Annotated in this window: 25 protein-coding genes; 14 read left to right on the plus strand and 11 right to left on the minus strand. The window is 53.5% G+C overall.

The window, feature by feature from the left end; genetic code table 11:
* Positions 1-17 precede the first annotated feature (17 nt).
* Both mglA and mglC read left to right on the plus strand, forming a co-directional pair.
* Positions 18-1,538 (plus strand): galactose/methyl galactoside ABC transporter ATP-binding protein MglA, encoded by a 1,521-nt coding sequence (mglA, locus tag NA986_RS00230; protein ID WP_000535913.1) that lies wholly within the window; start codon positions 18-20, stop codon positions 1,536-1,538.
* Between the two features lie 15 nt (positions 1,539-1,553).
* Positions 1,554-2,564, plus strand: a complete 1,011-nt coding sequence (mglC, locus tag NA986_RS00235; RefSeq protein ID WP_001275101.1) for a galactose/methyl galactoside ABC transporter permease MglC — start codon at positions 1,554-1,556, stop codon at positions 2,562-2,564.
* A 74-nt stretch (positions 2,565-2,638) separates the two neighbouring features.
* Here the strand turns inward: mglC and preA are convergent, their stop codons facing one another.
* The 8 genes from preA to NA986_RS00275 all read right to left on the minus strand — a co-directional run bounded on the left by preA (position 2,639) and on the right by NA986_RS00275 (position 9,620).
* Positions 2,639-3,874, minus strand: a complete 1,236-nt coding sequence (preA, locus tag NA986_RS00240) for an NAD-dependent dihydropyrimidine dehydrogenase subunit PreA (protein ID WP_023216779.1) — start codon at positions 3,872-3,874, stop codon at positions 2,639-2,641.
* Positions 3,868-5,109 carry an NAD(P)-dependent oxidoreductase gene (locus NA986_RS00245; RefSeq protein ID WP_023216780.1) on the minus strand — a complete coding sequence of 414 codons (1,242 nt, stop codon included), beginning with the start codon at positions 5,107-5,109 and terminating at the stop codon, positions 3,868-3,870. The genes preA and NA986_RS00245 overlap by 7 nt, the downstream gene beginning before the upstream one ends.
* A 204-nt stretch (positions 5,110-5,313) precedes the next feature.
* Positions 5,314-5,559: a DUF2542 family protein gene (locus NA986_RS00250; protein ID WP_023216781.1), complete on the minus strand. Its 246-nt coding sequence runs from the start codon at positions 5,557-5,559 to the stop codon at positions 5,314-5,316.
* Positions 5,556-6,275: an outer membrane permeability protein SanA gene (sanA, locus tag NA986_RS00255; protein WP_000920081.1), complete on the minus strand. Its 720-nt coding sequence runs from the start codon at positions 6,273-6,275 to the stop codon at positions 5,556-5,558. The genes NA986_RS00250 and sanA overlap by 4 nt, the downstream gene beginning before the upstream one ends.
* 176 nt (positions 6,276-6,451) lie before the next feature.
* Positions 6,452-7,336 (minus strand): cytidine deaminase, encoded by an 885-nt coding sequence (cdd, locus tag NA986_RS00260; protein ID WP_000553526.1) that lies wholly within the window; start codon positions 7,334-7,336, stop codon positions 6,452-6,454.
* A gap of 153 nt (positions 7,337-7,489) precedes the next feature.
* Complete coding sequence (locus NA986_RS00265) at positions 7,490-8,185, minus strand: CidB/LrgB family autolysis modulator (RefSeq protein ID WP_000989296.1); 696 nt, start codon at positions 8,183-8,185, stop codon at positions 7,490-7,492.
* A complete protein-coding gene (locus NA986_RS00270) occupies positions 8,182-8,580 on the minus strand; it encodes a CidA/LrgA family protein (RefSeq protein ID WP_000045719.1) in 399 nt (132 codons plus the stop codon). The genes NA986_RS00265 and NA986_RS00270 overlap by 4 nt, the downstream gene beginning before the upstream one ends.
* Before the next feature lie 131 nt (positions 8,581-8,711).
* Positions 8,712-9,620, minus strand: a complete 909-nt coding sequence (locus NA986_RS00275; protein WP_000024658.1) for a LysR substrate-binding domain-containing protein — start codon at positions 9,618-9,620, stop codon at positions 8,712-8,714.
* Between the two features lie 125 nt (positions 9,621-9,745).
* Here NA986_RS00275 and mhbT point away from each other — a divergent pair, with 125 nt between their 5' ends.
* The 6 genes from mhbT (at position 9,746) to dusC (ending at position 15,778) form a co-directional block, all read left to right on the plus strand.
* Positions 9,746-11,104 carry a 3-hydroxybenzoate transporter MhbT gene (gene mhbT / locus NA986_RS00280; RefSeq protein ID WP_023216782.1) on the plus strand — a complete coding sequence of 453 codons (1,359 nt, stop codon included), beginning with the start codon at positions 9,746-9,748 and terminating at the stop codon, positions 11,102-11,104.
* Positions 11,105-11,115: 11 nt separating this feature from the next.
* A complete protein-coding gene (gene gtdA, locus NA986_RS00285; protein WP_001289857.1) occupies positions 11,116-12,153 on the plus strand; it encodes a gentisate 1,2-dioxygenase in 1,038 nt (345 codons plus the stop codon).
* 15 nt (positions 12,154-12,168) lie between these two features.
* Positions 12,169-12,870 carry a fumarylacetoacetate hydrolase family protein gene (locus NA986_RS00290; protein WP_000170621.1) on the plus strand — a complete coding sequence of 234 codons (702 nt, stop codon included), beginning with the start codon at positions 12,169-12,171 and terminating at the stop codon, positions 12,868-12,870.
* Between the two features lie 8 nt (positions 12,871-12,878).
* A complete protein-coding gene (maiA, locus tag NA986_RS00295) occupies positions 12,879-13,523 on the plus strand; it encodes a maleylacetoacetate isomerase (RefSeq protein WP_023216783.1) in 645 nt (214 codons plus the stop codon).
* 14 nt (positions 13,524-13,537) lie between these two features.
* Positions 13,538-14,731: a 3-hydroxybenzoate 6-monooxygenase gene (locus NA986_RS00300; protein ID WP_023216784.1), complete on the plus strand. Its 1,194-nt coding sequence runs from the start codon at positions 13,538-13,540 to the stop codon at positions 14,729-14,731.
* A 108-nt stretch (positions 14,732-14,839) separates the two neighbouring features.
* Positions 14,840-15,778, plus strand: coding sequence for a tRNA dihydrouridine(16) synthase DusC (gene dusC / locus NA986_RS00305; protein WP_023216785.1), 939 nt, complete (start codon positions 14,840-14,842; stop codon positions 15,776-15,778).
* Between the two features lie 57 nt (positions 15,779-15,835).
* Here the strand turns inward: dusC and yohP are convergent, their stop codons facing one another.
* Positions 15,836-15,919, minus strand: coding sequence for a small membrane protein YohP (gene yohP, locus NA986_RS00310; protein WP_000698460.1), 84 nt, complete (start codon positions 15,917-15,919; stop codon positions 15,836-15,838).
* A gap of 317 nt (positions 15,920-16,236) precedes the next feature.
* Between yohP and mdtQ the strand changes: the two genes are divergently transcribed.
* Both mdtQ and NA986_RS00320 read left to right on the plus strand, forming a co-directional pair.
* Entirely contained in the window at positions 16,237-17,673 is a 1,437-nt protein-coding gene (gene mdtQ, locus NA986_RS00315) for a multidrug resistance outer membrane protein MdtQ (protein ID WP_001081457.1), read from the plus strand.
* Between the two features lie 65 nt (positions 17,674-17,738).
* On the plus strand, positions 17,739-18,500 hold the full coding sequence (locus NA986_RS00320) for an SDR family oxidoreductase (protein WP_000169608.1): 762 nt from the start codon (positions 17,739-17,741) through the stop codon (positions 18,498-18,500).
* A 48-nt stretch (positions 18,501-18,548) separates the two neighbouring features.
* Here the strand turns inward: NA986_RS00320 and NA986_RS00325 are convergent, their stop codons facing one another.
* Positions 18,549-19,118, minus strand: a complete 570-nt coding sequence (locus tag NA986_RS00325) for a DedA family protein (RefSeq protein WP_001523476.1) — start codon at positions 19,116-19,118, stop codon at positions 18,549-18,551.
* A 158-nt stretch (positions 19,119-19,276) separates the two neighbouring features.
* Between NA986_RS00325 and NA986_RS00330 the strand changes: the two genes are divergently transcribed.
* Positions 19,277-19,864: a Yip1 family protein gene (locus tag NA986_RS00330; protein WP_001017057.1), complete on the plus strand. Its 588-nt coding sequence runs from the start codon at positions 19,277-19,279 to the stop codon at positions 19,862-19,864.
* Positions 19,865-20,029: 165 nt separating this feature from the next.
* Complete coding sequence (gene pbpG, locus NA986_RS00335) at positions 20,030-20,977, plus strand: D-alanyl-D-alanine endopeptidase (protein WP_000911555.1); 948 nt, start codon at positions 20,030-20,032, stop codon at positions 20,975-20,977.
* A gap of 57 nt (positions 20,978-21,034) precedes the next feature.
* On the opposite strand, the gene dld is transcribed toward pbpG, so the two are convergent.
* Positions 21,035-22,765: a D-lactate dehydrogenase gene (gene dld / locus NA986_RS00340; protein ID WP_000095234.1), complete on the minus strand. Its 1,731-nt coding sequence runs from the start codon at positions 22,763-22,765 to the stop codon at positions 21,035-21,037.
* A 266-nt stretch (positions 22,766-23,031) separates the two neighbouring features.
* On the opposite strand from dld, the gene bglX reads away from it, so the two are divergent.
* Both bglX and osmF read left to right on the plus strand, forming a co-directional pair.
* On the plus strand, positions 23,032-25,329 hold the full coding sequence (gene bglX / locus NA986_RS00345) for a beta-glucosidase BglX (RefSeq protein ID WP_023217021.1): 2,298 nt from the start codon (positions 23,032-23,034) through the stop codon (positions 25,327-25,329).
* Positions 25,330-25,509: 180 nt separating this feature from the next.
* Complete coding sequence (gene osmF / locus NA986_RS00350) at positions 25,510-26,427, plus strand: glycine betaine ABC transporter substrate-binding protein OsmF (protein WP_000155876.1); 918 nt, start codon at positions 25,510-25,512, stop codon at positions 26,425-26,427.

Genomic DNA, 26,427 nt, shown 5'->3' on the forward strand with positions numbered 1-26,427 from the left:
GCCGACAGGGTATCATTATGGGCAGCACGATCTCTCCGTCGTCGGGTGAATATTTGTTGGAAATGCGTGGCATTAACAAATCATTTCCCGGCGTGAAAGCGCTTGATAATGTCAACTTAAACGTTCGTCCGCACTCTATTCATGCATTAATGGGCGAAAACGGCGCAGGCAAATCAACATTATTAAAATGTCTTTTTGGTATTTACCAAAAAGATTCCGGCAGCATTGTATTTCAGGGAAAAGAAGTGGACTTCCATTCGGCGAAAGAAGCGCTGGAGAATGGGATTTCGATGGTACACCAGGAGTTAAACCTGGTATTACAACGTTCGGTCATGGATAACATGTGGCTGGGACGTTATCCCACCAAAGGTATGTTTGTCGACCAGGATAAAATGTACCAGGATACCAAAGCGATATTTGATGAACTGGATATCGATATTGACCCGCGCGCGCGCGTAGGAACGTTATCCGTTTCGCAAATGCAGATGATCGAAATTGCGAAGGCGTTTTCCTATAACGCTAAGATCGTTATTATGGATGAACCGACCTCATCGTTAACTGAGAAAGAGGTTAATCATCTGTTCACCATTATTCGCAAGCTGAAAGAACGCGGCTGCGGCATTGTTTATATCTCGCATAAAATGGAAGAAATTTTTCAATTGTGCGATGAAATTACTATCTTGCGCGACGGTCAGTGGATTGCCACCCAGCCGCTGGAAGGGCTGGATATGGATAAGATCATTGCGATGATGGTCGGGCGTTCCCTGAACCAGCGCTTTCCGGATAAAGAAAATAAGCCGGGCGACGTGATTCTGGAGGTTCGTCACCTGACCTCGCTGCGCCAGCCTTCCATTCGCGATGTCTCCTTTGATTTGCACAAGGGCGAAATTCTGGGCATTGCCGGTCTGGTTGGGGCAAAGCGTACCGATATCGTCGAAACGCTGTTTGGCATTCGTGAGAAGTCGTCCGGGACAATCACTTTACATGGCAAGAAAATTAATAATCACACTGCGAACGAAGCGATTAACCACGGTTTTGCGCTGGTGACAGAAGAGCGTCGTTCTACCGGAATTTATGCCTATCTGGATATCGGATTTAACTCATTAATTTCGAATATCCGTAATTATAAAAATAAAGTGGGGTTACTGGATAATTCCCGGATGAAAAGCGACACCCAATGGGTCATTGACTCCATGCGGGTAAAAACGCCGGGGCATCGCACGCAAATTGGTTCGCTTTCCGGCGGCAATCAGCAAAAGGTGATCATTGGTCGCTGGCTATTAACGCAGCCGGAAATATTAATGCTGGACGAACCGACCCGCGGCATTGATGTCGGCGCAAAGTTTGAAATTTATCAGCTTATTGCGGAACTGGCGAAAAAAGGCAAGGGGATCATCATTATCTCTTCTGAAATGCCGGAGCTGTTAGGGATTACCGATCGTATCCTGGTGATGAGTAACGGTCTCGTTTCCGGCATTGTCGATACTAAAACAACAACGCAAAACGAAATTTTGCGTCTTGCTTCTTTGCACCTTTAAGATCAGGGGCTCCTTATGAGTGCGTTAAACAAGAAAAGCTTTTTGACCTGGCTGAAAGAGGGCGGAATTTACGTCGTTCTTTTAGTGTTGCTGGCGATTATTATTTTCCAGGACCCGACTTTTTTAAGTTTGCTGAATTTAAGTAATATTCTGACGCAATCTTCGGTACGTATTATTATCGCGCTGGGCGTGGCGGGACTCATCGTCACCCAGGGGACAGACCTGTCGGCGGGGCGTCAGGTAGGGCTGGCGGCGGTCGTGGCGGCAACATTACTGCAATCAATGGAAAACGCCAATAAAGTGTTTCCGGAAATGGCGACCATGCCGATTGCGCTGGTCATCCTGATTGTCTGCGCGATTGGCGCGGTGATTGGCCTGGTGAACGGCATCATCATTGCTTACCTGAACGTGACGCCGTTTATTACCACGCTTGGCACGATGATTATCGTTTATGGGATCAACTCCCTTTACTATGACTTTGTCGGCGCTTCGCCCATTTCCGGCTTTGACAGCGGCTTTTCCACCTTTGCACAGGGCTTTGTGGCGATGGGCAGTTTCCGGCTCTCCTACATCACCTTTTACGCTCTGATTGCGGTAGCGTTTGTCTGGGTGCTGTGGAATAAGACCCGTTTTGGTAAAAACATTTTTGCTATTGGCGGCAACCCGGAGGCGGCGAAAGTTTCTGGCGTAAACGTGGCGCTGAACCTGCTGATGATTTATGCGCTCTCCGGCGTGTTTTATGCCTTCGGCGGCTTACTGGAAGCAGGGCGTATTGGTTCTGCCACCAACAACCTCGGCTTTATGTATGAACTGGATGCGATTGCCGCGTGCGTTGTCGGGGGAGTATCGTTTAGCGGCGGAGTGGGGACGGTTTTCGGCGTGGTGACCGGCGTCATTATCTTTACCGTCATCAACTATGGCCTGACCTATATCGGGGTAAACCCGTACTGGCAGTACATTATCAAAGGCGGCATTATCATTTTCGCCGTGGCGCTGGACTCGCTGAAATACGCGCGTAAGAAGTAGTTATCCAGACCTATTACTTTGCTTATCAGATAACCCGGCGCAGCGAAAATGCGCGCCGGGCTTCATACCGCGAGCTACAGCGTTAACGCGTGCTCTTTTTCGCCTTTTTTAAATTCGACCTCGCCTAAATCAATACAGGCGACCGGGCAGACATGACCGCACAGCAGACAACCGACGCATTTTTCCGTATTGCAATGCGGCGTGCGGCTGTGTTCATCCCACTCCATCGCCTGATGGCCGCCGTCATAGCAGGAGATATAGCAACGTCCGCAGCCGACGCATTTCTCCTGATTAATCCGCGGATAGACGATATAGCTGCGATCCAGATCTTCCGCCGGGATAATATTGCCATTCGCCAGCCCGATCATCTCCTGTAATGAGGCAAATCCCTGATCGGCCAGATAGTGGCTGAGGCCGCTCGCCATATCTTCTACAATGCGGTAACCGTATTGCATAATGCCTGTCGTCACCTGTAGGGTCGCCGCGCCCAGCAGCAGAAATTCGGCAGCGTCTTCCCAGGTTTCAATGCCGCCGATACCGCTAATCGGGAAATCGCGCAGTTCAGGGTGCATTCGCAACTGCTGGATAAAACGCAGCGCAATGGGTTTCACCGCTTTTCCTGAATAACCGGAGATACTGGATTTACCGTTAACCACCGGCATCCCGATTTTGCGGTTCAGGTCGATGTTAGTAATGGATTTCACGGTGTTGATGGTGGCGATACCGTCGGCCCCGCCGCGTTTGGCGGCCAGCGCGACTTCGCACATATCGCCAATATTCGGCGTCATTTTCGCCAGCATTGGCAAAGATGAACCGCGTTTTACGGCGCGGCAGTATTTTTCAACCAGCTCCGGGCTTTGCCCTACATCGCTTCCCATGGCGTGCGAGGTCATCTGCGGGCAAGAGAAGTTACACTCAATCATATCCGCGCCGGCTTCTTCAACCAGACGCGCCAGTTCCTGCCACTGCTGCTCATTTTCCCCCATGATGGAAGCAATCAGCACCTTATCCGGATAATCCTGTTTTAGCCGTCGAATGGCGGCCAGATTCTCTTCCAGCGGATGCTCAGCAATTTGCTCCATGTTTTTGAAACCAATAAAACCGGTATCTTCTTTCGTCAGGTGGTCAAAACGTGGAGAAACTTCGTTGGCAATAAAAAAACCAATGGTTTTAAAAACGATCCCGCCCCAGCCGGTATCATAGGCTTTGGCGCACATCTCATAACAATTGCCTACCGGAGAAGAAGAAAGGCAAAACGGATTGGGAAACTTAACGCCGCAAAAGGTAACAGACAAATCTTTTGTTAACATGAGCAGGCCTCCTCTAAATAATGATGAATAGCCTGAGCGGCTTCTTTTCCGGTTTTTACCGCATAAACGACGGTCTTATCGCCTTTAACAATATCGCCAGCGGCAAAGATCGCCGGGTCGTCGGTTTGATAATTGTGCGTGTCGATAATATTATGCTGCGCTTTTATCTCCGCAAAGGCATCCAGTCGTGCGTGCTGCCCCACGGCCAAAATAATATTTTCCGCTTCCAGCGTCAGTTCTCCTGAATGGCGTACATGGTGGAAGGTCACTTTATTTCCGTTGACGGCGACAGGCGTAAAACCATCAATAATCGATACGCCTAATGCCTGCGTGCTGGTAAATTCTTTTTCGCTGGCGGGGAATTCGGCTAATTCTTCCCGCGCCACGCAGGTGACGGAAGGGCAGCCGAGAATTTTTAACGTACTGGCGACATCCATCGCTACGTCGCCGCCGCCAATAATTAATGCGCTACGCGGAACGCTAATATCGCCGTCGGCCTGACGGGCGCGCTGTAAAAAATCAACGGCAATCTCTACGTGACTGGCTTGCTCAAATAACGGTAAATCAGAGCCACAGGACATCCCGACGGTCATCAGCACGGCGCGATATTCGGCTTTGAGTTGCGCAAGCGATAGCGACCCGCCCACGTCACAATTACATTTAATATTGACGCCCATTTCTACAATGCGGGCAATTTCCTGATCGAGTACGCTTTGCGGCAGACGAAATGCCGGGATGCCGTGACGCAGCCATCCGCCGGGCTGCGGCTGTTTTTCGTAAATGGTGACGTCATAGCCTAAATGCGTGAGCGTCACGCTTGCCTGCAAACCTGCCGGACCCGCGCCAATAATCGCGACTTTCCCGCGTGTTTTACTCCCGGGCTGATAAATCTGCATGGCAGTCTGCTGTTCAAAATCGGTAATAAAACGTTGCAGGCGTGCAATATCAATAGGTTTATCTATTCCAGAACGTGTACATCCGCGCTGGCATAATTTTTCCGTCGGACAGACTCTGGCGCAGACGGCTCCAAGCGCATTATTTTCCCGGATAGTTTCCGCTGCGCCTTTAAAATTGCGAAAGTAAATAGAACGAATAAATTTCCCCGGATCGGTTTGCGCCGGGCAAGCCTGACTACAGGGCGCATCGTGACATAATAAACAACGTGAAGCCTCTTTTATTGCCAGTAATGGCGTAAAACCAGGCGTGAGTTCATCCAGATAATTTTGTTGCGGCATATAATCTTCCTTAATGCTTGAATAAATTAAGGCGAAACGCAAATAACGCGTTTTAATGATCCAAAATCTACCGCCAGCCTAAGCATTGAAAGAAGGGTATTCTGTGAAAGAATTCACAAAAAAATGAAACCAGAATGCAAAACAGCATTTGTTCCTTATATCATAATAATAACTATTCTCAATTTTAAAGGGATAGTAAATAGATTAACGATAAAAAAGAAGATAAATAATCATTCCAGTAAATGAAAAACCGCAACCGGTATAAAGAAAAAGATAAGACCAATATTGTACGGGATCGGCATGGCGATAGACATAAACCGGTTTTCGCGCATTTTTGACAACTTTATCTACCGCGCCGGTTCGCCAGCCTTTCCAGGCCTCACGGAAGCAAAAAAGCGGGAGTAGCAGAAAGGCTAATATGACAAATATCGTCTGTACATCCATGATCATTTCCCTTTTTTCTTTTCCAGTTCAAGCAATTGTTCCGGCGTAACGGCCGGATACCCCTGGGCGTCATTCGGCACCTGATGCTGCGTGGGGATAGGTACCAGCGGGCCTAAAAAACGCGGTTCGCGTTTAAAAATATAGAGATCCGCCAGCGCGCTAAAGCGGGCGCCAAATTCGCGCAGGCGCACTGTCAGCATATTTTTGGGCGAAGGTACCGCGTAACACTGCGCCTGAATGCCCATATGCAGCGCAATAAACAAGGCGCGTTCGCAGTGGAAGCGCTGAGTGATGATAATAAAGTCGTTGGTATCAAACACTTTGCGGGTACGCACAATGGAGTCAAGCGTACGGAAGCCAGCGTAATCAAGCACAATGTCCGCAGGATCGACGCCCGCCGCGATAAGGTCTTTGCGCATGGTCATCGGTTCGTTATAGCTTTGCAGGGCATTGTCGCCGCTGAGCAGCAGGTAATTGACTTTACCGCTATTGTAAGCGTTTAACGCGCCCTGGATACGGTAACGATAGTACTGATTAATGACACCCTTGCGATAGTATTTGGCTGTCCCTAACACGACGCCAACCTGGCGGTAGGGGAGATCCTGTAGCTCGTCATAGATATAGGGCGCTGTTTTCCAGCTCATCCACCGATCGAGGCCAAGCACCGTCAACAGCAGCAAGCCTACCAGGACCAACAGGCTGTAAAACACGCGCTTTAACATGCAGGAAACTCGATACCAGGATGAAAGTACGATCAGGCTACTGTACCCGAAGACGTAGCGCAAGAAACCGCCGTCTGATTGCGGAGATTTTCAGCATGATTTCCCTTGTATCGGGTCGCGGGAGAGGAGAGTCAGGCCGGATAAGACGCCAGTGCGTCGCTATCCGGCACATTTGCTTAGCCGAGAAGCACGCGGTCAATATTATGGCAACCTAACGCTTTCAGCGTTGCGGCGGTGGCATCCCATTGAATTAATGCCGCATCGCCTTTTTCCGCCAGAATCGCACGCTGAATATCCGCATAGTCATAACCATTGAGACTCAGCAGGTTTAGCGCGCCTTGCAGCGGGGGGAGCGTAGGGTTAAAGGCGGCGTTTTCCGCATAGCTGCCGGTGAAAATACGGCCATCTTTACATTCCAGCGCCACGCCGCTCGGTGAGTGGCTATAAGGCATATGGCTCTTATTGGCTGCCGTAATCGCCGCTTGCGTTAGCGTATCGCCCGTTAACGTAAAGCCATGATCCTGCTCGTCCATCAGCAGCGTTTTGATCTCCAGATCTTTTGGCCCGAAAGCGTCAGGCAGATAATCGCGTAACGTATGCGGCGCGCGGCCCGGCAGATGAATGCGCAGATCCAGACCGCTGTTCAGCTCGTTCATAAACTGGCGACAGTGGCCGCAAGGGGTGTAGTTAACGGTGACGGCGGCGAGCCCTTTTTCGCCGCGTAGCCAGGCGTGGCTAATCGCGCTTTGTTCAGCATGCACAGTTTGTTGCATGGTGGCGCCCAGGAACTCCATATTTGCGCCGAAATACCAGTTGCCGCTAACGCCGCGCGCAATCGCGCCGACGTTAAAATGGGACAAATCGGTACGGGCGCAGGCCGCCGCCAGAGGTAACAGTGCGAAAGCCAGCGCGTCTTCGTCCAGTCCCGCCGTATTTTTAAGCGTCGAGACCTGCTCTGCGGTCAGCATGGCGGGAAAATGGTGGTCCGCCAGGATAGGGGCCAGCGCTGATTGCAAATTATCCGCAAGCTGGGCAAAAGCAGTTTGAAAACGTGGATGCATGGCGTTGCCTCATAACAATGTAATGGAACCGTAGTTTACGGGCCTGCTATGTCTTAATATGTGATCTAAATCTCATTGCTTATGCAACTTGTGAAACTTCAATGAAAAATGCGCGACGTATCGCAAATTTTAACCCGGTCTTTTGTCCCGTCGTTAGCGCATTACCGCCAGAATGAGCGGAAACAAAAAGGGCGCTACCAGCGAGGTAATAATGCCGCAGATCACCAACGCCAGGGAGCTAAACGCGCCTTCCTGGTAATCCAGCTCGGCACAGCGCGCAGTACCGAGCGCATGTGAGGCGGTCCCCATTGCCAGCCCGCGTGCGGCCTTAGTACGGATGTGCATCGCGTTTAACAGCGTGTGGCCAAACACCGCGCCCAGAATACCGACAAAAATTACGCATACCGCGCTGATCGCGGGGATGCCGCCGATGCTGCCGCCCACCGCCATCGCGATAGGCGTAGTCACGGATTTAGGCAGTACCGATGCCGCGATTTCAGGCGTTGCGCCCATCAGCAAGGCAACGGATGTCCCGGTAATCATCGCTACCAGACTGCCGACAAAACAGATGCTAATAATGGATTTCCAACGCGCGCGAATCTGGTGCAATTGTTCATAAAGGGGATAGGCCAGCGCCACTACCGCCGGTTGCAGCAGATCGTTAAGTACTTCGCTGCCTTTGAAGTAGTGCTCGTAGGGAATACCGGTCAGCAACAGAAAAGGAATAATGACTACCATTGCCACCAGCAGCGGATTCAGCAACGGCATTTTAAAATGCGCCGCCAGTCTGCGGGCGGCGAAAAATACCGCCAGCGTCAGCGGTAACGACCACCAGATATATGTCATCATTTTTTCGTTCCCTTCTGCCCAACTACTTTCCGCTCACCGTGTATCAGATGTGAACTCCAGCTTACGACCACAAAAACGACCAGCGTACTGATAGCGCAAGAGACCACCACCGGGCCGAATTGCGCGCGCAGTAAATCAAAATATTGCATGACCCCGACGCCAATCGGCACAAACAGCAACGCCATATAACGAATCAGCACATAACAGCCGGGGTTAACCCACTTTGCCGGCAGAATTTGCAGCGCCAGCAATACAAACAGAATTAACATCCCGATAATGCTGCCGGGAATAGTGATAGGAAGCAGTGATGCAAGAAAAATGCCTGCGTACAAACAGGCATAAATCAATACAAAAGCGCGTATATATTGCCAGATAATATTCAGTGACTTACTCATGTTTAAAGCCCTTGATGAGATGGATTCATCATACAATTAAACGTTAAAACGTGCTACCGATCACATCATGAATTCTTAGCATAGTGGGTATAGACAGCAGGAACATCGGGCAATGCCCCTGGTCGGCGGCGTTAAACCTGGGCTAAAAAATACAAAAAGCGACTCAGGGCCAAAGACGGCGTCTCATTCTTACGCCAGAACATCCCTACGCTGCCTTTTTGCTCAATTTTTGGCAAGTTTAAAATCGCCAGTTGCCCCTGGCTGGCATAGCGTTGCGCCAGCCGTAAAGAAAGAATAGAGATCATATCGCTGCTTTGCAGCAAATTGGTGCTGACGTTCATTGACGCCGATTCAATGGTGTTTTCCGGGAGCATGACGCCGTTATCGACGAGGGCGTTATCAATACTGATGCGAATAGGAGTGCCGGTTGGCCAGACTATCCATCGCCAGTGCGCCAGATCGCTCCAGGCGATCTGCGCTCGCGCGGCCAGCGGATGGTGCGGACGCGCCACAAAGCAGACCGGCTCGGTATAAAGTACCTGATAATTAAGCGGCAGTTGCAGGGCGCGTCCGCCGACACGCCCTACCACCACATCCACCTGACCGGCAAGCAAATCGTGCAGCAGCGGCGTCATTACCTTTTCTTCAATATTCAGATGCAGCGTCGGCATTTCGTTAAGCAGGCTCAGAATCGCCTGTGATACGCAGTCAGTCGCCACGGGCGAACAGCCGATCTTCAGGCTGCCAACCAGGCCGCCCTGCTTGAAACGGGCGATTTCATACTGTGAACGCTCCAGATCGTTAATTAGGCGCTGGGCGTGCTGGAGCAGTAATTTACCGCCTTCCGAGGGGCGTAGCCCTTTACTGTGGCGCTCAAAAAGCGTGATGCCTATCTCATCTTCGAGTTGAGATAACCACTTCGATAGCGCCGGCTGGGAGATATTCATCATCCGGGCGACGTGCGTCAGGTTGCCCTGTTCGCCCAGCGCAACCAGCGTTTGCAGGTGATGTAATTTCAATTTCTGCGCCCAGTTCGCCATTCGCTATAACCTCCAGGTTATGTCTCTGCCTGAAAAGCCATTGTACATTTTATCGCTCACTCTACAAACTCGTAACATAGCAAACATAAAAACAACATCTATCTCCCTGCACTGAGGCATTAGCTATGACTCAACGACGTGATCTACAAGCCCTTATTGATGCCGCGCCTGTCGGCAAAATGCAGTGGCGCGTTATCATCTGCTGTTTTCTGGTGGTTATGCTCGACGGTTTCGACACCGCCGCGATTGGCTTCATCGCCCCGGATATTCGTACTCACTGGCAGCTAAGCGCCAGCGAACTTGCGCCGCTGTTTGGCGCAGGGCTGCTGGGGCTTACGGCCGGCGCGCTGCTATGCGGGCCGCTGGCGGATCGCTTTGGCCGCAAGCGGGTCATTGAGCTTTGCGTGGCGCTATTCGGCGCATTGAGCCTGCTTTCCGCTTTCTCGCCGGATATAGAAACCCTGGTGTTGCTGCGCTTCTTAACCGGTCTGGGACTGGGCGGAGCGATGCCGAATACCATCACCATGACGTCGGAATACCTTCCTGCTCGTCGACGCGGAGCGCTGGTCACGCTGATGTTCTGCGGTTTTACCCTGGGGTCGGCGATGGGCGGGATTGTGAGCGCGCAACTGGTGCCGCTGATTGGCTGGCACGGAATTCTGGCGTTAGGCGGCATCTTGCCTTTGATGCTGTTTTTCGGCCTGCTGTTCGCGCTGCCGGAATCTCCCCGCTGGCAGGTACGTCGCCAACTACCGCAAGCCGTTGTCGCCCGGACGGTTAGCGCCATTACCGGCGAGCGCTATCACGATACGCAATTCTTTCTGCATGAGGTGGCAGCCGTCGCCAAAGGCAGTATTCGCCAGCTTTTTGCCGGGCGACAGCTTGTCATTACCCTGATGTTATGGGTGGTGTTCTTTATGAGCCTGCTCATTATCTATCTGCTTTCCAGCTGGATGCCGACGTTACTTAACCATCGCGGTATTGATCTGCAACAGGCGTCGTGGGTGACTGCCGCATTCCAGGTTGGCGGCACGCTTGGCGCGCTGTTACTCGGCGTGTTGATGGACCGGCTTAACCCGTTCCGGGTACTGGCGGTGAGCTATGCGCTGGGCGCGGTTTGCATTGTCATGATAGGCCTGAGCGAAAACGGCCTTTGGCTGATGGCGCTGGCGATTTTTGGTACCGGCATCGGTATTAGCGGTTCCCAGGTAGGGCTTAATGCTCTGACGGCGACGCTGTACCCCACCCAAAGCCGGGCGACGGGCGTGAGCTGGTCGAACGCCATTGGACGCTGCGGGGCGATTGTCGGTTCGCTCTCCGGTGGCATGATGATGGCCCTCAATTTCTCTTTCGATACGTTGTTTTTTGTCATTGCTATTCCGGCGGCTATCAGCGCGGTAATGCTTACCCTGCTGACGGTGGTTGTCCGCCTTTCGATTTCTGTACCTGACGACCTGCCGCGTGCCAGCGTCGTAAACGAATAAGGAGAATCTCCATGTCTGAAATAAATCAGAACGTAAAAGATAGCCGTCAACAGTATTACCAACATATTTCCGGGCAGAATCTGACGCCGCTGTGGGAATCGTTACATCACCTGGTACCGCAGACGCCAAACGCCAACTGCGCGCCGGCCTACTGGAATTATCAGGAAATTCGTCCGCTACTGATGGAAAGCGGCAATGTCATTGGCGCGAAAGAGGCGATCCGCCGGGTGCTGGTGCTGGAAAATCCGGCATTGCGCGGTCAGTCGTCGATCACGGCGACCTTATACGCTGGTTTACAGCTGATCCTGCCCGGCGAAGTCGCGCCGAGTCATCGCCATAACCAGTCGGCGCTGCGTTTTATCGTCGAAGGTAAAGGCGCATTTACCGCGGTGGACGGCGAGCGCACGCCAATGCATACCGGCGATTTTATCCTGACGCCGCAGTGGCGCTGGCACGATCATGGTAATCCGGGATCAGAGCCGGTGGTATGGCTGGATGGTCTGGATCTGCCGTTAGTCAATCTCCTGGGCTGTGGTTTTGCGGAAGACTATCCCGAAGATCAGCAGCCGGTGACGCGAAAAGAGGGCGATTATCTGCCGCGCTATGCAGCGAATATGCTGCCGCTGCGCCACCAGCGCGGGAACTCGTCGCCGATTTTCAACTACCGTTACGACCGCAGTCGCGAGGCGCTGCACGATCTGACCCGTATGGGCGATCCGGATGAGTGGGAAGGTTACAAGCTGCGTTACGTTAATCCCGTCACCGGCGGTTATCCGATGCCGTCGATGGGCGCGTTCCTGCAACTGCTGCCAAAAGGCTTTGCCTCGCGTGTGGCGCGGAGCACCGACAGCACTATCTACCACGTCGTTGAAGGGGCAGGGCAGGTCACTATCGGCAACGAAACTTTTCATTTTTCCGCAAAAGACATTTTTGTGGCGCCGACCTGGCATGAGGTGTCGTTTCGCAGCAGCGAAGACACGGTGTTATTCAGCTTTTCGGACAAGCCGGTTCAGGAAGCCCTGGGGCTGTTCCGCGAAGCACGTTATTAATTAGGGAGAGAGAACATGACCAAATATGTATTCCAGCCGCAGGCCCCGGTGACAGTACCAGTGGCGGGCAGTGATGAGCAGTTTCCGGTACGTCGCGTTTACTGCGTGGGTCGCAACTATGCCGCCCATGCCCGTGAAATGGGCTTTGATCCCGATCGCGAACCGCCGTTCTTCTTTTGTAAACCAGCAGACGCTGTCGTCCCGGTAGCGGCGGGGGATACCCTGGAACTGCCGTATCCGGCGCAGACCGATAACTACCATTATGAAATTGAGCTGGTGGTGGCGATTGGTAAAAAGGGGAGCGATATTCCGCTGGAAAAAGCCCATGAATATGTCTGGGGATACGCCACCGGTCTGGACATGACGCGTCGCGATCGTCAGATGGAAATGCGTCAGATGGGACGCCCGTGGGAAATCGGCAAAGCGTTCGATCTCTCCGCGCCCATTGCGCCATTACACAAAGCCGCTGAAACGCATAATGTGGATAACGCCCCTATTTGGCTACAGGTTAACGGCGAAGACCATCAACGCAGCGATATTCGTCACCTGATTTGGTCGGTGAATGAAACCATCAGCTATTTGTCCGGCTTTTTTGAATTGCAGCCAGGCGATTTGATTTTCACCGGTACGCCAGAGGGGGTGGGCGCAGTGGTGAAAGGGGATGTTATCACCGGGAACGTAGAAGGTCTGACGCCGATTGCTGTGAAAATTGTCTGAGGTGAACGATGAAGCTGTACAGTTTCTTTAATAGTTCGGCGTCTTATCGTGTACGTATTGCGCTGGCGTTAAAGGGGATTGATTACCAGACGGTGGGCGTCAATATTCGTATCGGCCAGCAGAATGCGCTGGCCTACCGACGGATGAATCCGGTAGGCCTGGTGCCGACGCTGGTCACTGATGACGGCGAATCGTTGGGGCAATCGCTGGCCATCGTCGACTGGCTGGACCGACATTTTCCGCAAACGCCGCTGCTGTCGACGAGCGACCCGGCGCGCAGCCAGGCGCTGGAAATTGTCTACGCTATCGCCTGCGATATACACCCAATCAATAACATGCGCGTGTTGCGCTACCTGACCGATGAGCTGAAGGTTAGCGAAGAGGATAAAAAACGCTGGTACGCCCACTGGATACAGCAAGGGTTAAGCGCGGTAGAGCAGCTATTGCGTAAAAGTCAGTCCGGACGATTCTGCGTGGGCGACGCGCCAGGCCTTGCGGACTGCTGCCTGATTCCTCAGTGGGCGAATGCGCTCAGGATGGGCTGCGATTTATCAGGCTATCCGCGCTGTAAAGCCGTTTATGACGCCTGCGTACAGCTACCGGCGTTTATTGCCGCCGCGCCGGAAAATCAACAAGATAAAATCCCGGCCTGAAAAGGAGAATGACCATGACTCACGTGACAAGCGCAATTATTGTAGGTGGCGGAATCGGCGGCGCGGCGACCGCGCTGTCGCTGGCGCGCCAGGGAATAAAAGTCATGCTGCTGGAAAAAGCGCACGAAATTGGCGAGATTGGCGCGGGTATTCAGCTTGGGCCGAACGCTTTTTCGGCGCTGGATAGTCTCGGTGTGGGCGATGTTGCCCGCCAGCGTGCGGTGTTTACCGATCACATTACCATGATGGATGCCGTGAATGCCGAAGAAGTGGTATGCATTGAAACCGGGCAGGCGTTCCGCGACCATTTTGGCGGGCCGTATGCGGTAATTCACCGGGTAGATATTCATGCAACGGTATGGGAAGCGGTGCTGACGCACCCTGGCGTGGAGTATCGTACCTCGACCCATATTGTCGATATCCGCCAGACGCCGGATGACGTTACGGTGTTTGATGAGCAGGGAAATAGCTGGACGGCGGATATTCTTGTGGGCTGCGACGGCGTTAAATCGGTCGTGCGGCAAAGTTTACTCGGCGACGCGCCGCGCGTAACGGGGCATGTAGTCTATCGGGCGGTGATTGATTGCGACGATATGCCGGACGATTTACGTATTAACGCACCGGTGCTGTGGGCAGGCCCGCATTGCCACCTGGTCCATTATCCGCTGCGCGGAGGCCATCAGTACAATCTGGTGGTGACATTCCACAGCCGCCAGCAAGAAGAGTGGGGCGTGAAAGACGGCAGTAAAGAAGAGGTGCTCTCTTATTTTGCCGGTATTCATCCCCGCCCGCGTCAGATGCTGGACAAGCCGACCTCCTGGCGCCGCTGGTCGACCGCCGATCGCGAGCCGGTCGCAAAATGGGGAACCGAGCGTATCACTCTGGTGGGCGACGCCGCGCATCCGGTGGCGCAATATATGGCCCAGGGCGCCTGTATGGCGCTGGAAGACGCCGTCACGCTAGGCAAAGCGCTGGAACGCTGCGACGGCGACGCGCAGCAGGCATTTGCGCTGTATGAGTCGGTGCGTATTCCCCGCACGGCGCGTATCGTCTGGTCTACCCGCGAGATGGGGCGTCTCTATCACGCCGCCGGGGTGGAGCGTCAGGTGCGTAATCTGTTGTGGAAAGGAAAATCGCAGGAGGCGTTTTATCGTGGTATCGAATGGCTGTACGGCTGGAAAGAAGATAACTGTCTTGAGCCGCGTTGAGCGCCTTACGTGACGTAGCGTGGCGTTTGCGCCGCCACCTGGCAAAAAGTTTTGCTCATCGCAGAGAGGCGTTATGATAGCGCCTCTTTTTTTGCTGTGGATACCGATATGCGTGTTTTACTGGCGCCGATGGAAGGCGTGCTCGACGCGTTAGTGCGCGAGCTGCTGACCGAAGTGAATGATTACGATCTCTGCATCACCGAATTTGTGCGCGTGGTGGATCAGCTGCTGCCGGTAAAAGTGTTTCATCGCATCTGCCCGGAGTTGCATCACGCCAGCCGCACGCCGTCCGGCACGCCGGTGCGTATTCAGCTTCTGGGCCAGCATCCGCAGTGGCTGGCGGAAAACGCCGCGCGGGCGACGGCGTTGGGATCGTATGGCGTGGACCTGAACTGCGGCTGTCCGTCAAAAGTGGTGAACGGCAGCGGCGGCGGCGCGACATTGCTCAAAGATCCCGAACTCATCTATCAGGGCGCGAAAGCGATGCGGGCCGCGGTACCGTCGCATCTGCCGGTGACGGTAAAAGTGCGTCTCGGCTGGGATAGCGGCGATAGAAAATTTGAAATCGCCGATGCGGTGCAGCAGGCCGGCGCCAGTGAACTGGTGGTGCATGGCCGTACCAAAGCGCAGGGCTACCGCGCCGAGCATATCGACTGGCAGGCGATCGGCGAAATACGCCAGCGTCTGACTATTCCGGTTATCGCGAATGGCGAAATCTGGGACTGGCAGAGCGCGCAGGCATGTATGGCGACCAGCGGCTGCGATGCGGTGATGATCGGCCGTGGGGCGTTAAATATTCCTAACCTGAGCCGGGTGGTGAAGTATAACGAGCCGCGTATGCCGTGGCCGGAAGTGGTGATGTTATTACAAAAATATACCCGACTGGAAAAGCAGGGCGATACCGGTTTATATCATGTCGCGCGTATTAAACAGTGGTTAGGATATTTACGTAAGGAATATATTGAGGCGACGGAACTCTTTCAGTCGATTCGGGCGTTAAACCGTTCGTCCGAGATTGCGCGGGCGATTCAGGCTATTAAAACCTAATCTCTACAGCGTCCAGAACGTGTGCCGGGCAGACATTATCGCTGCCCGGCGCAGGAATCAGAAAATCATCTTAAACACGCCCGTTACCACCAACAGCCCAATCAGAAAAATAATTAAGATTGCCCATAGAAGAATTTTCATTGTTTGTCCCTTTATTGGTAAATACAAACAAAGTATAGGAAAGTATTAAGCCATCTGCTGCTTTGTTGGGCGCGGCGACGTTTAACTCATGAAGGCTGCTGGCGCGTATTGCAGCAAAATCGTTCATTTATTAACGGGTTAATGGGGCTTTACATTGAATCATTACATCAAAAAATGTATCAGATGAAATTATTTGCTAATCATATAAATTTCAAAATATGTCTTTTGTTGTCTGATGATGTATTGCCACGCGTAACTAAAAAATAGATCGCCGTAAGACGTACTCTCTGCGCACCTTTTTTTATCAGAACACCTCCATGAATCGTAATTCTTTCCTTGCCGCGACAGCGAGCTTACCGCTTTTTATTTTGCTGGCGGGCTGCGCCCCCATGCACGATACCCGCCAGTCGCTGACCCAGCAGACGCCCTCTTCTCATGTTGATTCCAGCCTGCCGGCGGCATTGAAAAACGGTTGGCCGGATAGCCAGTGGTGGAAGGCGTATCACGATGCGCAGCTTGACGCGCTGATTGATAATGCCATACAGCATTCGCCGGATATGCAGGTGGCTGAACAGCGTATTCAACTGGCGGAAGCGCAGGCGAAAGCGGTTGAGGCGCAGGACGGCCCGCAGCTCGACTTTTCTGCCGACATTGAGCGCCAGCGAATGTCCGCGGAAGGGCTGATGGGGCCATTCGCGATTACCGACCCCGCGGCGGGAACGACCGGGCCGTGGTATACCAACGGTACATTCGGCCTGACGGCGGGCTGGGATCTGGATTTATGGGGGAAAAACCGCGCTGAAGTTACCGCGCGGATCGGGGCGGTCAAAGCGCGCGAAGCGGAGCAGGAGCAGACCCGACAACTGCTGGCAAGCGGCGTGGCGCGACTCTACTGGGAGTGGCAGACGCAGGCGGCGCTGAAAAATGTGCTGATGCAAATCGAGCATGAGCAGCAAAATGTGGTGACGGTAAACCGGGAGCTGTATCAACACGGCATTACTTCTTCTGTTGAAGGGGTCGAGACCGATATCGACGCCAGCAAAACCCAGCAGCAGCTGAATGACGTTAACGGTAAAATGAAGGTGATTGAAGCGCGGCTCAGCGCGTTAACCAATACGCAATCGGCGGCGCTCAAGCTGCGTCAGGTGAGTCTCCCCGCCGTTGAAAGCCAGTTACCGTCGCAACTGGGCTATTCTTTGCTGGCGCGCCGGGCGGATCTACAGGCCGCGCACTGGTACATTGAATCCTCGTTGAGCAGCATTGACGCCGCGAAGGCCGCGTTTTATCCCGATATCAATCTGATGGCTTTTTTACAGCAGGATGCGTTACATCTTAGCGATCTGTTCCGCCATTCCGCACAGCAATATGGCATTACCGGCGGGCTGACGCTGCCGATTTTCGACAGCGGCAGGCTGAATGCCAACCTCGATATCGCCAAAGCGCAAAGCAACCTTTCTATCGCCAACTACAACAAAGCGGTGGTAGATGCGGTTAATGATGTGGCGCGCGCCGCCAGTCAGGTAGAGACGCTGGCGCAGAAAAATCAGCATCAGCAGCAGATTGAGCATGACGCGCAGCGTGTGGTCGGTCTGGCGCAAGCGCGCTTTAATGCCGGTATTATTGCGGGTTCCCGCGTGAGCGAGGCCAAAATCCCGGCACTGCGCGAGCAGTGTAACGGCTTGCTGTTGCAGGGCCAGTGGCTGGATGCCTCTATTCAGCTTACCAGCGCGCTGGGCGGCGGTTATCATTCCTGATTTTTCCGGATGATTCAGACAGGGTTCCTATACTTAGGCTGTGTATGATTCATCCGGAGAGGAATATGACCAAAGTCGCAATTGTAACGGCATCAGATTCGGGAATTGGCAAAGCGTGTGCGTTGTTATTAGCACAAAACGGTTTTGATATTGGTATCACCTGGCATTCCGATGAACGCGGCGCGCAGGAGACGGCGAAAAAAGCAGCGCAGTTTGGTGTGCGGGCAGAGACCATTCATCTTGACCTGAGCCAGTTACCCGAGGGCGCGCAGGCCATTGAACATCTTATCCAGCGCCTGGGGCGCGTTGACGTGCTGGTCAATAATGCCGGGGCGATGACCAAATCCGCGTTTATTGATATGCCGTTTACGCAGTGGCGGCAAATTTTTACCGTGGATGTCGATGGCGCGTTTCTCTGCGCGCAGATCGCCGCCCGGCATATGATTAAACAAGGAGAGGGAGGGCGTATTATCAACATCACCTCCGTCCATGAGCATACGCCGCTTCCGCAAGCCAGCGCCTATACCGCGGCGAAACATGCGCTGGGGGGATTGACTAAATCCATGGCGCTGGAACTGATTGAACATCATATTTTGGTCAACGCCGTCGCGCCAGGCGCTATCGCCACGCCGATGAATGATATGGATGACAGCGACATTGAGCCGGGATCGGAACCCTCGATCCCTATTGCCCGACCGGGTTCTACGCATGAAATAGCCAGCCTCGTCGCCTGGCTGTGTTCGGAAGGAGCAAGCTATACCACCGGTCAGTCGCTGATTGTCGACGGCGGATTTATGCTGGCGAATCCGCAATTCAACGCCAAATAAACGCCGGGTGCCGGATGGCGGCGTTATGCCATCCGGATACCATCGGGTTTAACGGGCCTCCGCTTTGCCGCGTCTTTTCAGCCACCAGCGCACGCCCACTACCAGGACGATGGCCAGAATCAGCCAGACCCCGTGCCTGAGATGCTGATCGAGGTCGTGCAGCCATGGCGCGATCACCTCGCCGCCAAGATATCCCAGCGTGGTAAACAGCAGCGCCCAGATCAGCGCGCCTACAATATTCAGCGGCAGAAAAATTTTAGGCGGCAGGCGGCTGGCGCCAATCAGCAGCGGGCCAACCACCCGGAAGCCGTACATAAAACGCGTGCCGATCACAAACAGATACGGATGGCGTTGGATCATTTTCTGTGCGCGACGAATCTTCGTATGATAACGCGGGAAACGACGCAGGATCTTCCCGCCATAGCATCGTCCTAACAGGTAAAGTAGCTGATCGCCCATCATCCCTCCCAGCGCGACGGCCGCCGCCACCAGCGGAAACTTGAGCAATCCCTGATGCGCCGCGACGCCCCCCAACAGGGTAACGGTTTCACCTTCGGCCATACTGCCGATAACCAGCGCCGCATATCCATAATGCGTAATAAGCGTGTTGATATCCATGCGTAAACCACCTCCGGCATTAAGCATACACCCTGGCAAGAGGCGTGCGCGGCAAAGCCGACGTTTTGCCGGAGACTATTTTGCCATTGCTCATAAAATAACCAGAAACTGAATTATACTTGAACATACTGGCATCTGAGGCAGCAGAAGGGGGCAGTATGAACCATGTATGGGGGCTTTTTTCCCATCCCGATCGGGAAATGCAGGTGATCAAAAGCGAAAACGAAACCGTTTCGCATCATTATACGCACCATGTTTTGCTGATGGCGGCGATTCCCGTCGTCTGCGCCTTTATCGGCACGACGCAAATCGGCTGGAATTTTGGCGACGGCAACGTGTTACAACTCTCGCTGTTTACCGCTTTTGCGCTGGCGGTCTTGTTCTACGGCGTGATGCTGGCGGGCGTCGCGGTGATGGGACGCGTCATCTGGTGGATGGCGCGAAACTATCCGCAACGGCCATCGCTTGCGCGCTGTATGGTTTTTGCCGGCTATGTCGCGACGCCGCTGTTTTTAAGTGGTCTGGTGGCGCTCTATCCCCTGGTATGGCTATGCGCTTTGGTCGGCGCTGTCGCGCTTTTTTACACCGGCTATTTGCTGTATTTGGGTATTCCGACTTTCCTTAACATTAATAGAGAGGAGGGATTAAGCTTCTCCAGTTCGACGCTCGCTATCGGCGTACTGGTCCTGGAGGTGCTGCTGGCGATCACCGTGATCCTGTGGGGATATGGCTACCGCCTGTTCTGATGCGAAAAAGGGCTGGCGCAAAAGCCAGCAATGCAGCATTTGCTGACGATTCTTCTGTAGCGGCAACGCTGGCGTGCCGCTATGATGCCACTGCTAGCTTGAGTATAATCTTAGCTCAGGCGGTGTGCGTTACGACGCGCGTGAATCATTATCAGAAATCTCATCATGCTGAAATTCCGAGCTTCATTCCTGAGCCTTGCTCTGATGTTGGCCGTACCTTTTGCCCCGCAGGCCGTGGCGAAAACGGCAGCGACAACCGCGGCGTCTCAACCTGAGATTGCCTCCGGTAGCGCAATGATTGTTGATCTCAACACCAATAAAGTGATCTATTCGAACCACCCGGATCTGGTGCGTCCGATTGCCTCGATAACCAAATTAATGACGGCGATGGTCGTGCTCGACGCGCGATTGCCGCTGGATGAAATACTGAAGGTCGATATCAGCCAGACGCCGGAAATGAAAGGGGTTTACTCCCGCGTGCGCCTGAACAGCGAAATTAGCCGCAAAAATATGTTGCTGCTGGCGTTGATGTCATCCGAAAACCGTGCGGCGGCAAGCCTGGCGCACTATTATCCTGGCGGTTATAACGCATTTATTAAAGCGATGAATGCGAAGGCGAAAGCGCTGGGCATGACGCATACCCGCTTCGTTGAGCCGACGGGGCTGTCGATTCATAACGTCTCGACCGCGCGGGATTTAACAAAATTGCTGATTGCCACGAAGCAATACCCGCTGATTGGCCAGCTAAGCACCACGCGCGAAGACATGGCGACATTCTCGCATCCGGCGTATACGCTGCCGTTTCGCAATACCAACCATTTGGTCTACCGTGATAACTGGAATATCCAGTTAACGAAAACCGGCTTTACCAATGCGGCGGGGCATTGCCTGGTGATGCGTACCGTGATCAATAACAAACCGGTCGCGCTGGTGGTCATGGACGCGTTCGGCAAATATACCCACTTTGCGGACGCCAGCCGCCTGCGTACATGGATTGAAACCGGTAAAGTCATGCCCGTTCCGGCTGCCGCGCTGAGCTATAAAAAGCAAAAAGCCGCGCAAATGGCGGCAGCCAGCGCCAGTGCCGGGGCGCAAACCGCACAGAACGATTAAGTCGCCGCAGGCCCGGCAGGCATCGCGCCGCCGGGCTTCACGGTAAACCGCACGGTGTTAATGCGTTTCGTCGGGCGTATTTTCCTGCCAGAATTTCCGCTTACTCGTTTTGCCGATACCGGGGTTCATACTGTTGGTTGGGTCATTTTGCCGATAAAAACGCGTCAGCGTTTCCGGCGCTTTATACAGATGTCCAACGTTGTGCTCCGCCGGGTATTGTGCCCCGCGCGCCTGCAACAGCTCCAGCATTTGCGCTTTCAGCGCATGGACGTCGACGCCTTTCTTCACGATATAGTCCTGATGAAAAACGTGGCACATAAAGTGGCCGTAATAGAGTTTATGTACCAGTTGGCTGTCGATTTCCGGCGGCAGATGCTCGAACCAGTCGGTATCGTTGCGGCGCAGGGCGATATCCAGCGCCAGGATATCTTCCACTTCATCAGCGTGTACGGCCTGATAACGAATCGCTGCGCCAGCAGCGGCGAAGCGGTGCAGGAAGGCTTTGCTGCCTTCTTCCGGCGTACAGGTGAAGAAACCGCCCTCAGCGGATTTAAAAAATTCATTCAGCCAGCGTTGCGCTTCTGCGACGCCGTCTCCCGCCATTTTTAACAGCAGATGATGCTCATATTTATCGCGCCAGTTTTTCATTCGCGGCGGCAGATGGCTGGGAAACAGGTGGCCGAATTTCTGCATCGCGCGGTCGGTGAAATGCGGACGGAAAAATTTTACTTTTTCCAGCATCGCATCGGTTCGGCCTTTTAGCGTGAAAAAGAATGGCATCTTGTCGGTGCCGAGTTTATCGATCATCAGAAAGGTATCTTTACCGTACTGCTCCGCAATATCGTAGATATCGCGATGCATATATTCTCCCGCCACTGGCAGATTGTCGAAGTTCGCCAGAATATGCCGACGGATTTCAGTCAGTACCGCGGGCTGATTGGTGCCGATATAGAAAACCTGCTGATTTTTTTCCGCTGCAAAGGTATCAAGGCGAACGGCAAAAACCGCCAGTTTTCCGGCGCAGCCGGAAGATTCAAACAAACGGTCCGGGTCGGCGTTATAGCGGGCGGGCGTATCGGCGTTGATATCTCGTACCCGCGTCACGTAGTCGTGATCGTGCGCATGACGACCATCGTGACGCACATCCTCATCTTTAATCCGTTCATCATCCAGCTTGCTCAGGATCTGCTCCGGGGTATGCCCAAGATCGATACCCAGATGATTGACCAGTTGCAGTTTGCCTTGCTCGTCAATACGGGCAAAGAGCGACATCTCGGTATAGGCCGGGCCGCGCTGCACCAGCGAGCCGCCGGAGTTATTACAGATGCCGCCGATGACCGACGCGCCGATACACGACGAACCAATCACCGAGTGCGGTTCACGGCCCAGCGGTTTAAGCGCTTTTTCCAGCGCATAGAGCGTCGTACCGGGCCAGGCCAGAACCTGTTGGCCGTTATCCAGTAAGTGCAGCTTATCCAGGCGCTGGGTGCTGATAATCACAATATCGCGATCGTAGTCGTTGCCGTTCGGCGTGGAGCCTTCCGTCAGACCGGTGTTGGCGGCCTGCATCAGAATAATTTTGTCAGCGTTAACGCAGGCGTTGAGCACACGCCACAGTTCCAGTAATGAACCCGGGAAAACAACGGCCAGCGCGTCGCCCTGACCGGAACGGAAACCCTTGCGATAGCGGGCGGTTTTGGCGGGGTCTGTCAGCAGGTGAGAATGGCCTACCAGGCGGGCCAGCTCATTCAGGAACGTTTTATTATCAGTCATTGTTATGGAAGACATTCTCCACTCCTTGTGGTGGGACAAAATATCAGCGTTAAGCATAGCGCTTTGTATGACAATACGCTTTCTCATTCAAATTGTCTCTGTGTTGGTGGTATTCATTTGCCGCCTTGATACCATTTGCTGGCGGTTGCGTATTCGACTGTGCGGAAAATTAGGAGAATAACCTTCGCTTTCTTCTCCTCTCGCGTTTAGGCTTATGGCAAACTGCGGTTTTTATTCTGTTTTTACCGCCTCGTCGGGATAAAGATAAAGAGAGACTCAACATGAAATGGTTATGTTCAGTAGGTATTGCTGTGAGTCTGGCGATGCAGCCAGCATTGGCGGAAAACCTGTTTGGCAATCACCCGCTGACGCCCGAAGCGCGCGACGCGTTCGTCACGGATTTACTAAAGAAAATGACTGTCGATGAAAAAATTGGTCAGTTACGTCTGATTAGCGTCGGCCCTGATAACCCGAAAGAAGCGATTCGCGAGATGATCAAAGACGGGCAGGTAGGGGCGATTTTCAATACCGTCACCCGCCAGGATATCCGTCAAATGCAGGATCAGGTGATGGCATTGAGCCGCCTGAAAATTCCTCTCTTTTTTGCCTATGACGTGGTACACGGCCAGCGAACCGTCTTCCCAATAAGCCTCGGTCTGGCTTCTTCTTTTAATCTGGATGCGGTAAGAACCGTAGGACGCGTATCGGCGTATGAAGCGGCGGACGACGGCCTGAATATGACCTGGGCGCCGATGGTGGATGTCTCCCGCGATCCGCGTTGGGGACGCGCCTCCGAAGGCTTTGGCGAAGATACATATTTAACCTCCATCATGGGCGAAACCATGGTGAAAGCGATGCAGGGCAAAAGTCCGGCGGATCGCTATTCGGTGATGACCAGCGTGAAACATTTTGCCGCCTATGGGGCCGTTGAAGGCGGTAAAGAATACAACACCGTGGATATGAGTTCCCAGCGTCTGTTTAATGACTATATGCCGCCATACAAAGCGGGGCTGGATGCGGGGAGCGGCGCGGTGATGGTGGCGCTGAACTCGCTGAACGGCACGCCTGCGACGTCAGATTCCTGGCTATTGAAAGATGTCCTGCGCGATGAGTGGGGCTTTAAGGGAATTACCGTTTCCGACCACGGCGCTATTAAAGAACTGATTAAACACGGTACCGCGGCCGACCCGGAAGATGCGGTGCGAGTGGCGCTAAAGGCAGGGGTGGATATGAGCATGGCGGATGAGTATTACAGCAAATATCTGCCTGGTCTGATTAAGTCGGGCAAAGTGACGATGGCGGAACTGGACGACGCGACGCGCCATGTGCTCAATGTAAAATATGACATGGGATTGTTTAACGACCCCTATAGCCATCTGGGGCCGAAAGAGAGCGACCCGGTGGACACCAATGCCGAAAGCCGCCTGCATCGTAAAGAGGCGCGGGAAGTGGCGCGGGAAAGTGTGGTACTGCTGAAAAACCGGCTGGAAACGCTGCCGTTGAAAAAATCGGGCACCATTGCCGTTGTTGGGCCACTGGCCGACAGTCAACGTGATGTAATGGGAAGCTGGTCTGCTGCTGGGGTCGCGAATCAGTCGGTGACGGTGCTGGCGGGTATTCAAAATGCCGTCGGCGACGGGGCGAAGATCCTCTATGCCAAAGGGGCGAATATCACTAACGATAAAGATATCGTCGATTTCTTAAACCTGTATGAAGAGGCAGTGAAAATCGATCCGCGCTCACCGCAGGCGATGATTGATGAGGCGGTGCAGGCGGCGAAACAGGCCGATGTGGTGGTCGCAGTGGTAGGCGAGTCGCAGGGGATGGCGCATGAAGCCTCCAGCCGTACCAATATCACCATTCCGCAGAGTCAGCGCGACTTAATCACCGCTCTGAAAGCCACCGGTAAGCCGCTGGTACTGGTATTAATGAACGGCAGACCGCTGGCGCTGGTAAAAGAAGATCAACAGGCCGATGCGATTCTGGAGACCTGGTTTGCCGGGACGGAAGGCGGCAACGCCATTGCCGATGTGCTGTTTGGCGATTACAACCCGTCAGGCAAACTGCCGATCTCCTTCCCGCGTTCGGTGGGACAAATTCCGGTCTATTACAGCCATCTCAATACGGGACGCCCGTATAATCCTGAAAAGCCAAACAAATACACCTCACGTTATTTTGACGAAGCGAATGGCCCGCTCTATCCGTTTGGTTACGGTCTGAGCTACACCACATTTACGGTGTCTGACGTCACGCTCTCCTCACCGACAATGCAACGCGACGGCAAAGTCACGGCCAGCGTAGAGGTCACGAATACCGGTAAACGCGAAGGGGCTACGGTCATCCAGATGTACTTACAGGATGTCACGGCGTCAATGAGCCGCCCGGTGAAGCAATTAAAAGGCTTTGAAAAAATCACCCTCAAGCCCGGCGAAAGTAAAACCGTGAGTTTCCCGATTGATATCGAGGCGTTGAAGTTCTGGAATCAGCAGATGAAATATGACGCGGAACCCGGCAAGTTCAACGTCTTTATCGGCGTGGATTCCGCTCGCGTTAAACAAGGATCGTTCGAGCTACTGTAAGCCTGCCGTCAACAGGGCGCGATAGCAGCGCCCTGTCTGGCAATGACTTTTCCTGTCCCCCCTTTTATTGCCTGCCACGTCACTTAAACTGCCGGAAAATCCCAGGTTAAACGCAGACTTTTCAACTATGCTTTTTTCTCAAGTCTCTGAAAAAGGCCGTAAAAGGATGAGGAAAGCATCATGACGATCTCAAAGCTATGGGTAAGTTCGCTGGCGTTGCTGGCGACGGTGAGTTTACCTCTACAGGCGGCATCGCCCGTGACGGTCGGGTCAAAGATTGATACCGAAGGCGCGCTGCTCGGCAACATGATTTTGCAGGTACTGGAAAGCCACGGCGTTAAAACGGTCAATAAAATTCAGCTCGGGACGACGCCAGTCGTTCGTGGCGCGATTACCGCCGGAGAGCTGGATATCTATCCGGAATACACCGGTAACGGGGCGTTCTTTTTTAAAGATGAAAACGATCCGGCATGGAAAAATGCAAAGCAAGGCTTTGAGAAAGTCAAAAAACTGGATGCGGAGCAGAATAAGCTGGTCTGGTTGACGCCTGCGCCGGCAAATAACACCTGGACCATCGCGGTACGCCAGGACATCGCGGAAAAAAATAAACTCTCCTCGCTTGCCGATCTCAGCCGTTATCTGAAAGAGGGCGGCACTTTTAAACTGGCGGCGTCTGCGGAATTTATCGAACGGGCGGATGCGCTGCCGGCATTTGAAAAAGCCTATGATTTCACCTTGAATCAGAACCAGCTCTTGTCGCTGGCGGGCGGCGATACGGCGGTCACGATCAAAGCCGCCGCGCAACAAACATCCGGCGTTAACGCCGCGATGGCGTATGGCACCGACGGCCCTGTCGCCGCGCTGGGTCTGCAAACTTTGAGCGACCCGAAAGGCGTCCAGCCTATCTATGCCCCCGCGCCGGTAGTGCGTGAATCGGTGTTACAGGCCTATCCGCAGATAGCCGACTGGCTGCAGCCCGTTTTCGCCAGCCTTGATGAGAAAACGCTGCAACAGTTGAACGCCAGAATCGCCGTAGAAGGGCTGGATGCGAAAAAAGTCGCCGCAGATTACCTCCGACAAAAAGGGTGGGTGAAGTAA

Origin of the sequence: Salmonella sp. NW177 (assembly GCF_051811585.1) — a bacterium.
In the GTDB taxonomy this organism is placed as follows: Bacteria; Pseudomonadota; Gammaproteobacteria; order Enterobacterales; family Enterobacteriaceae; genus Salmonella; species Salmonella enterica.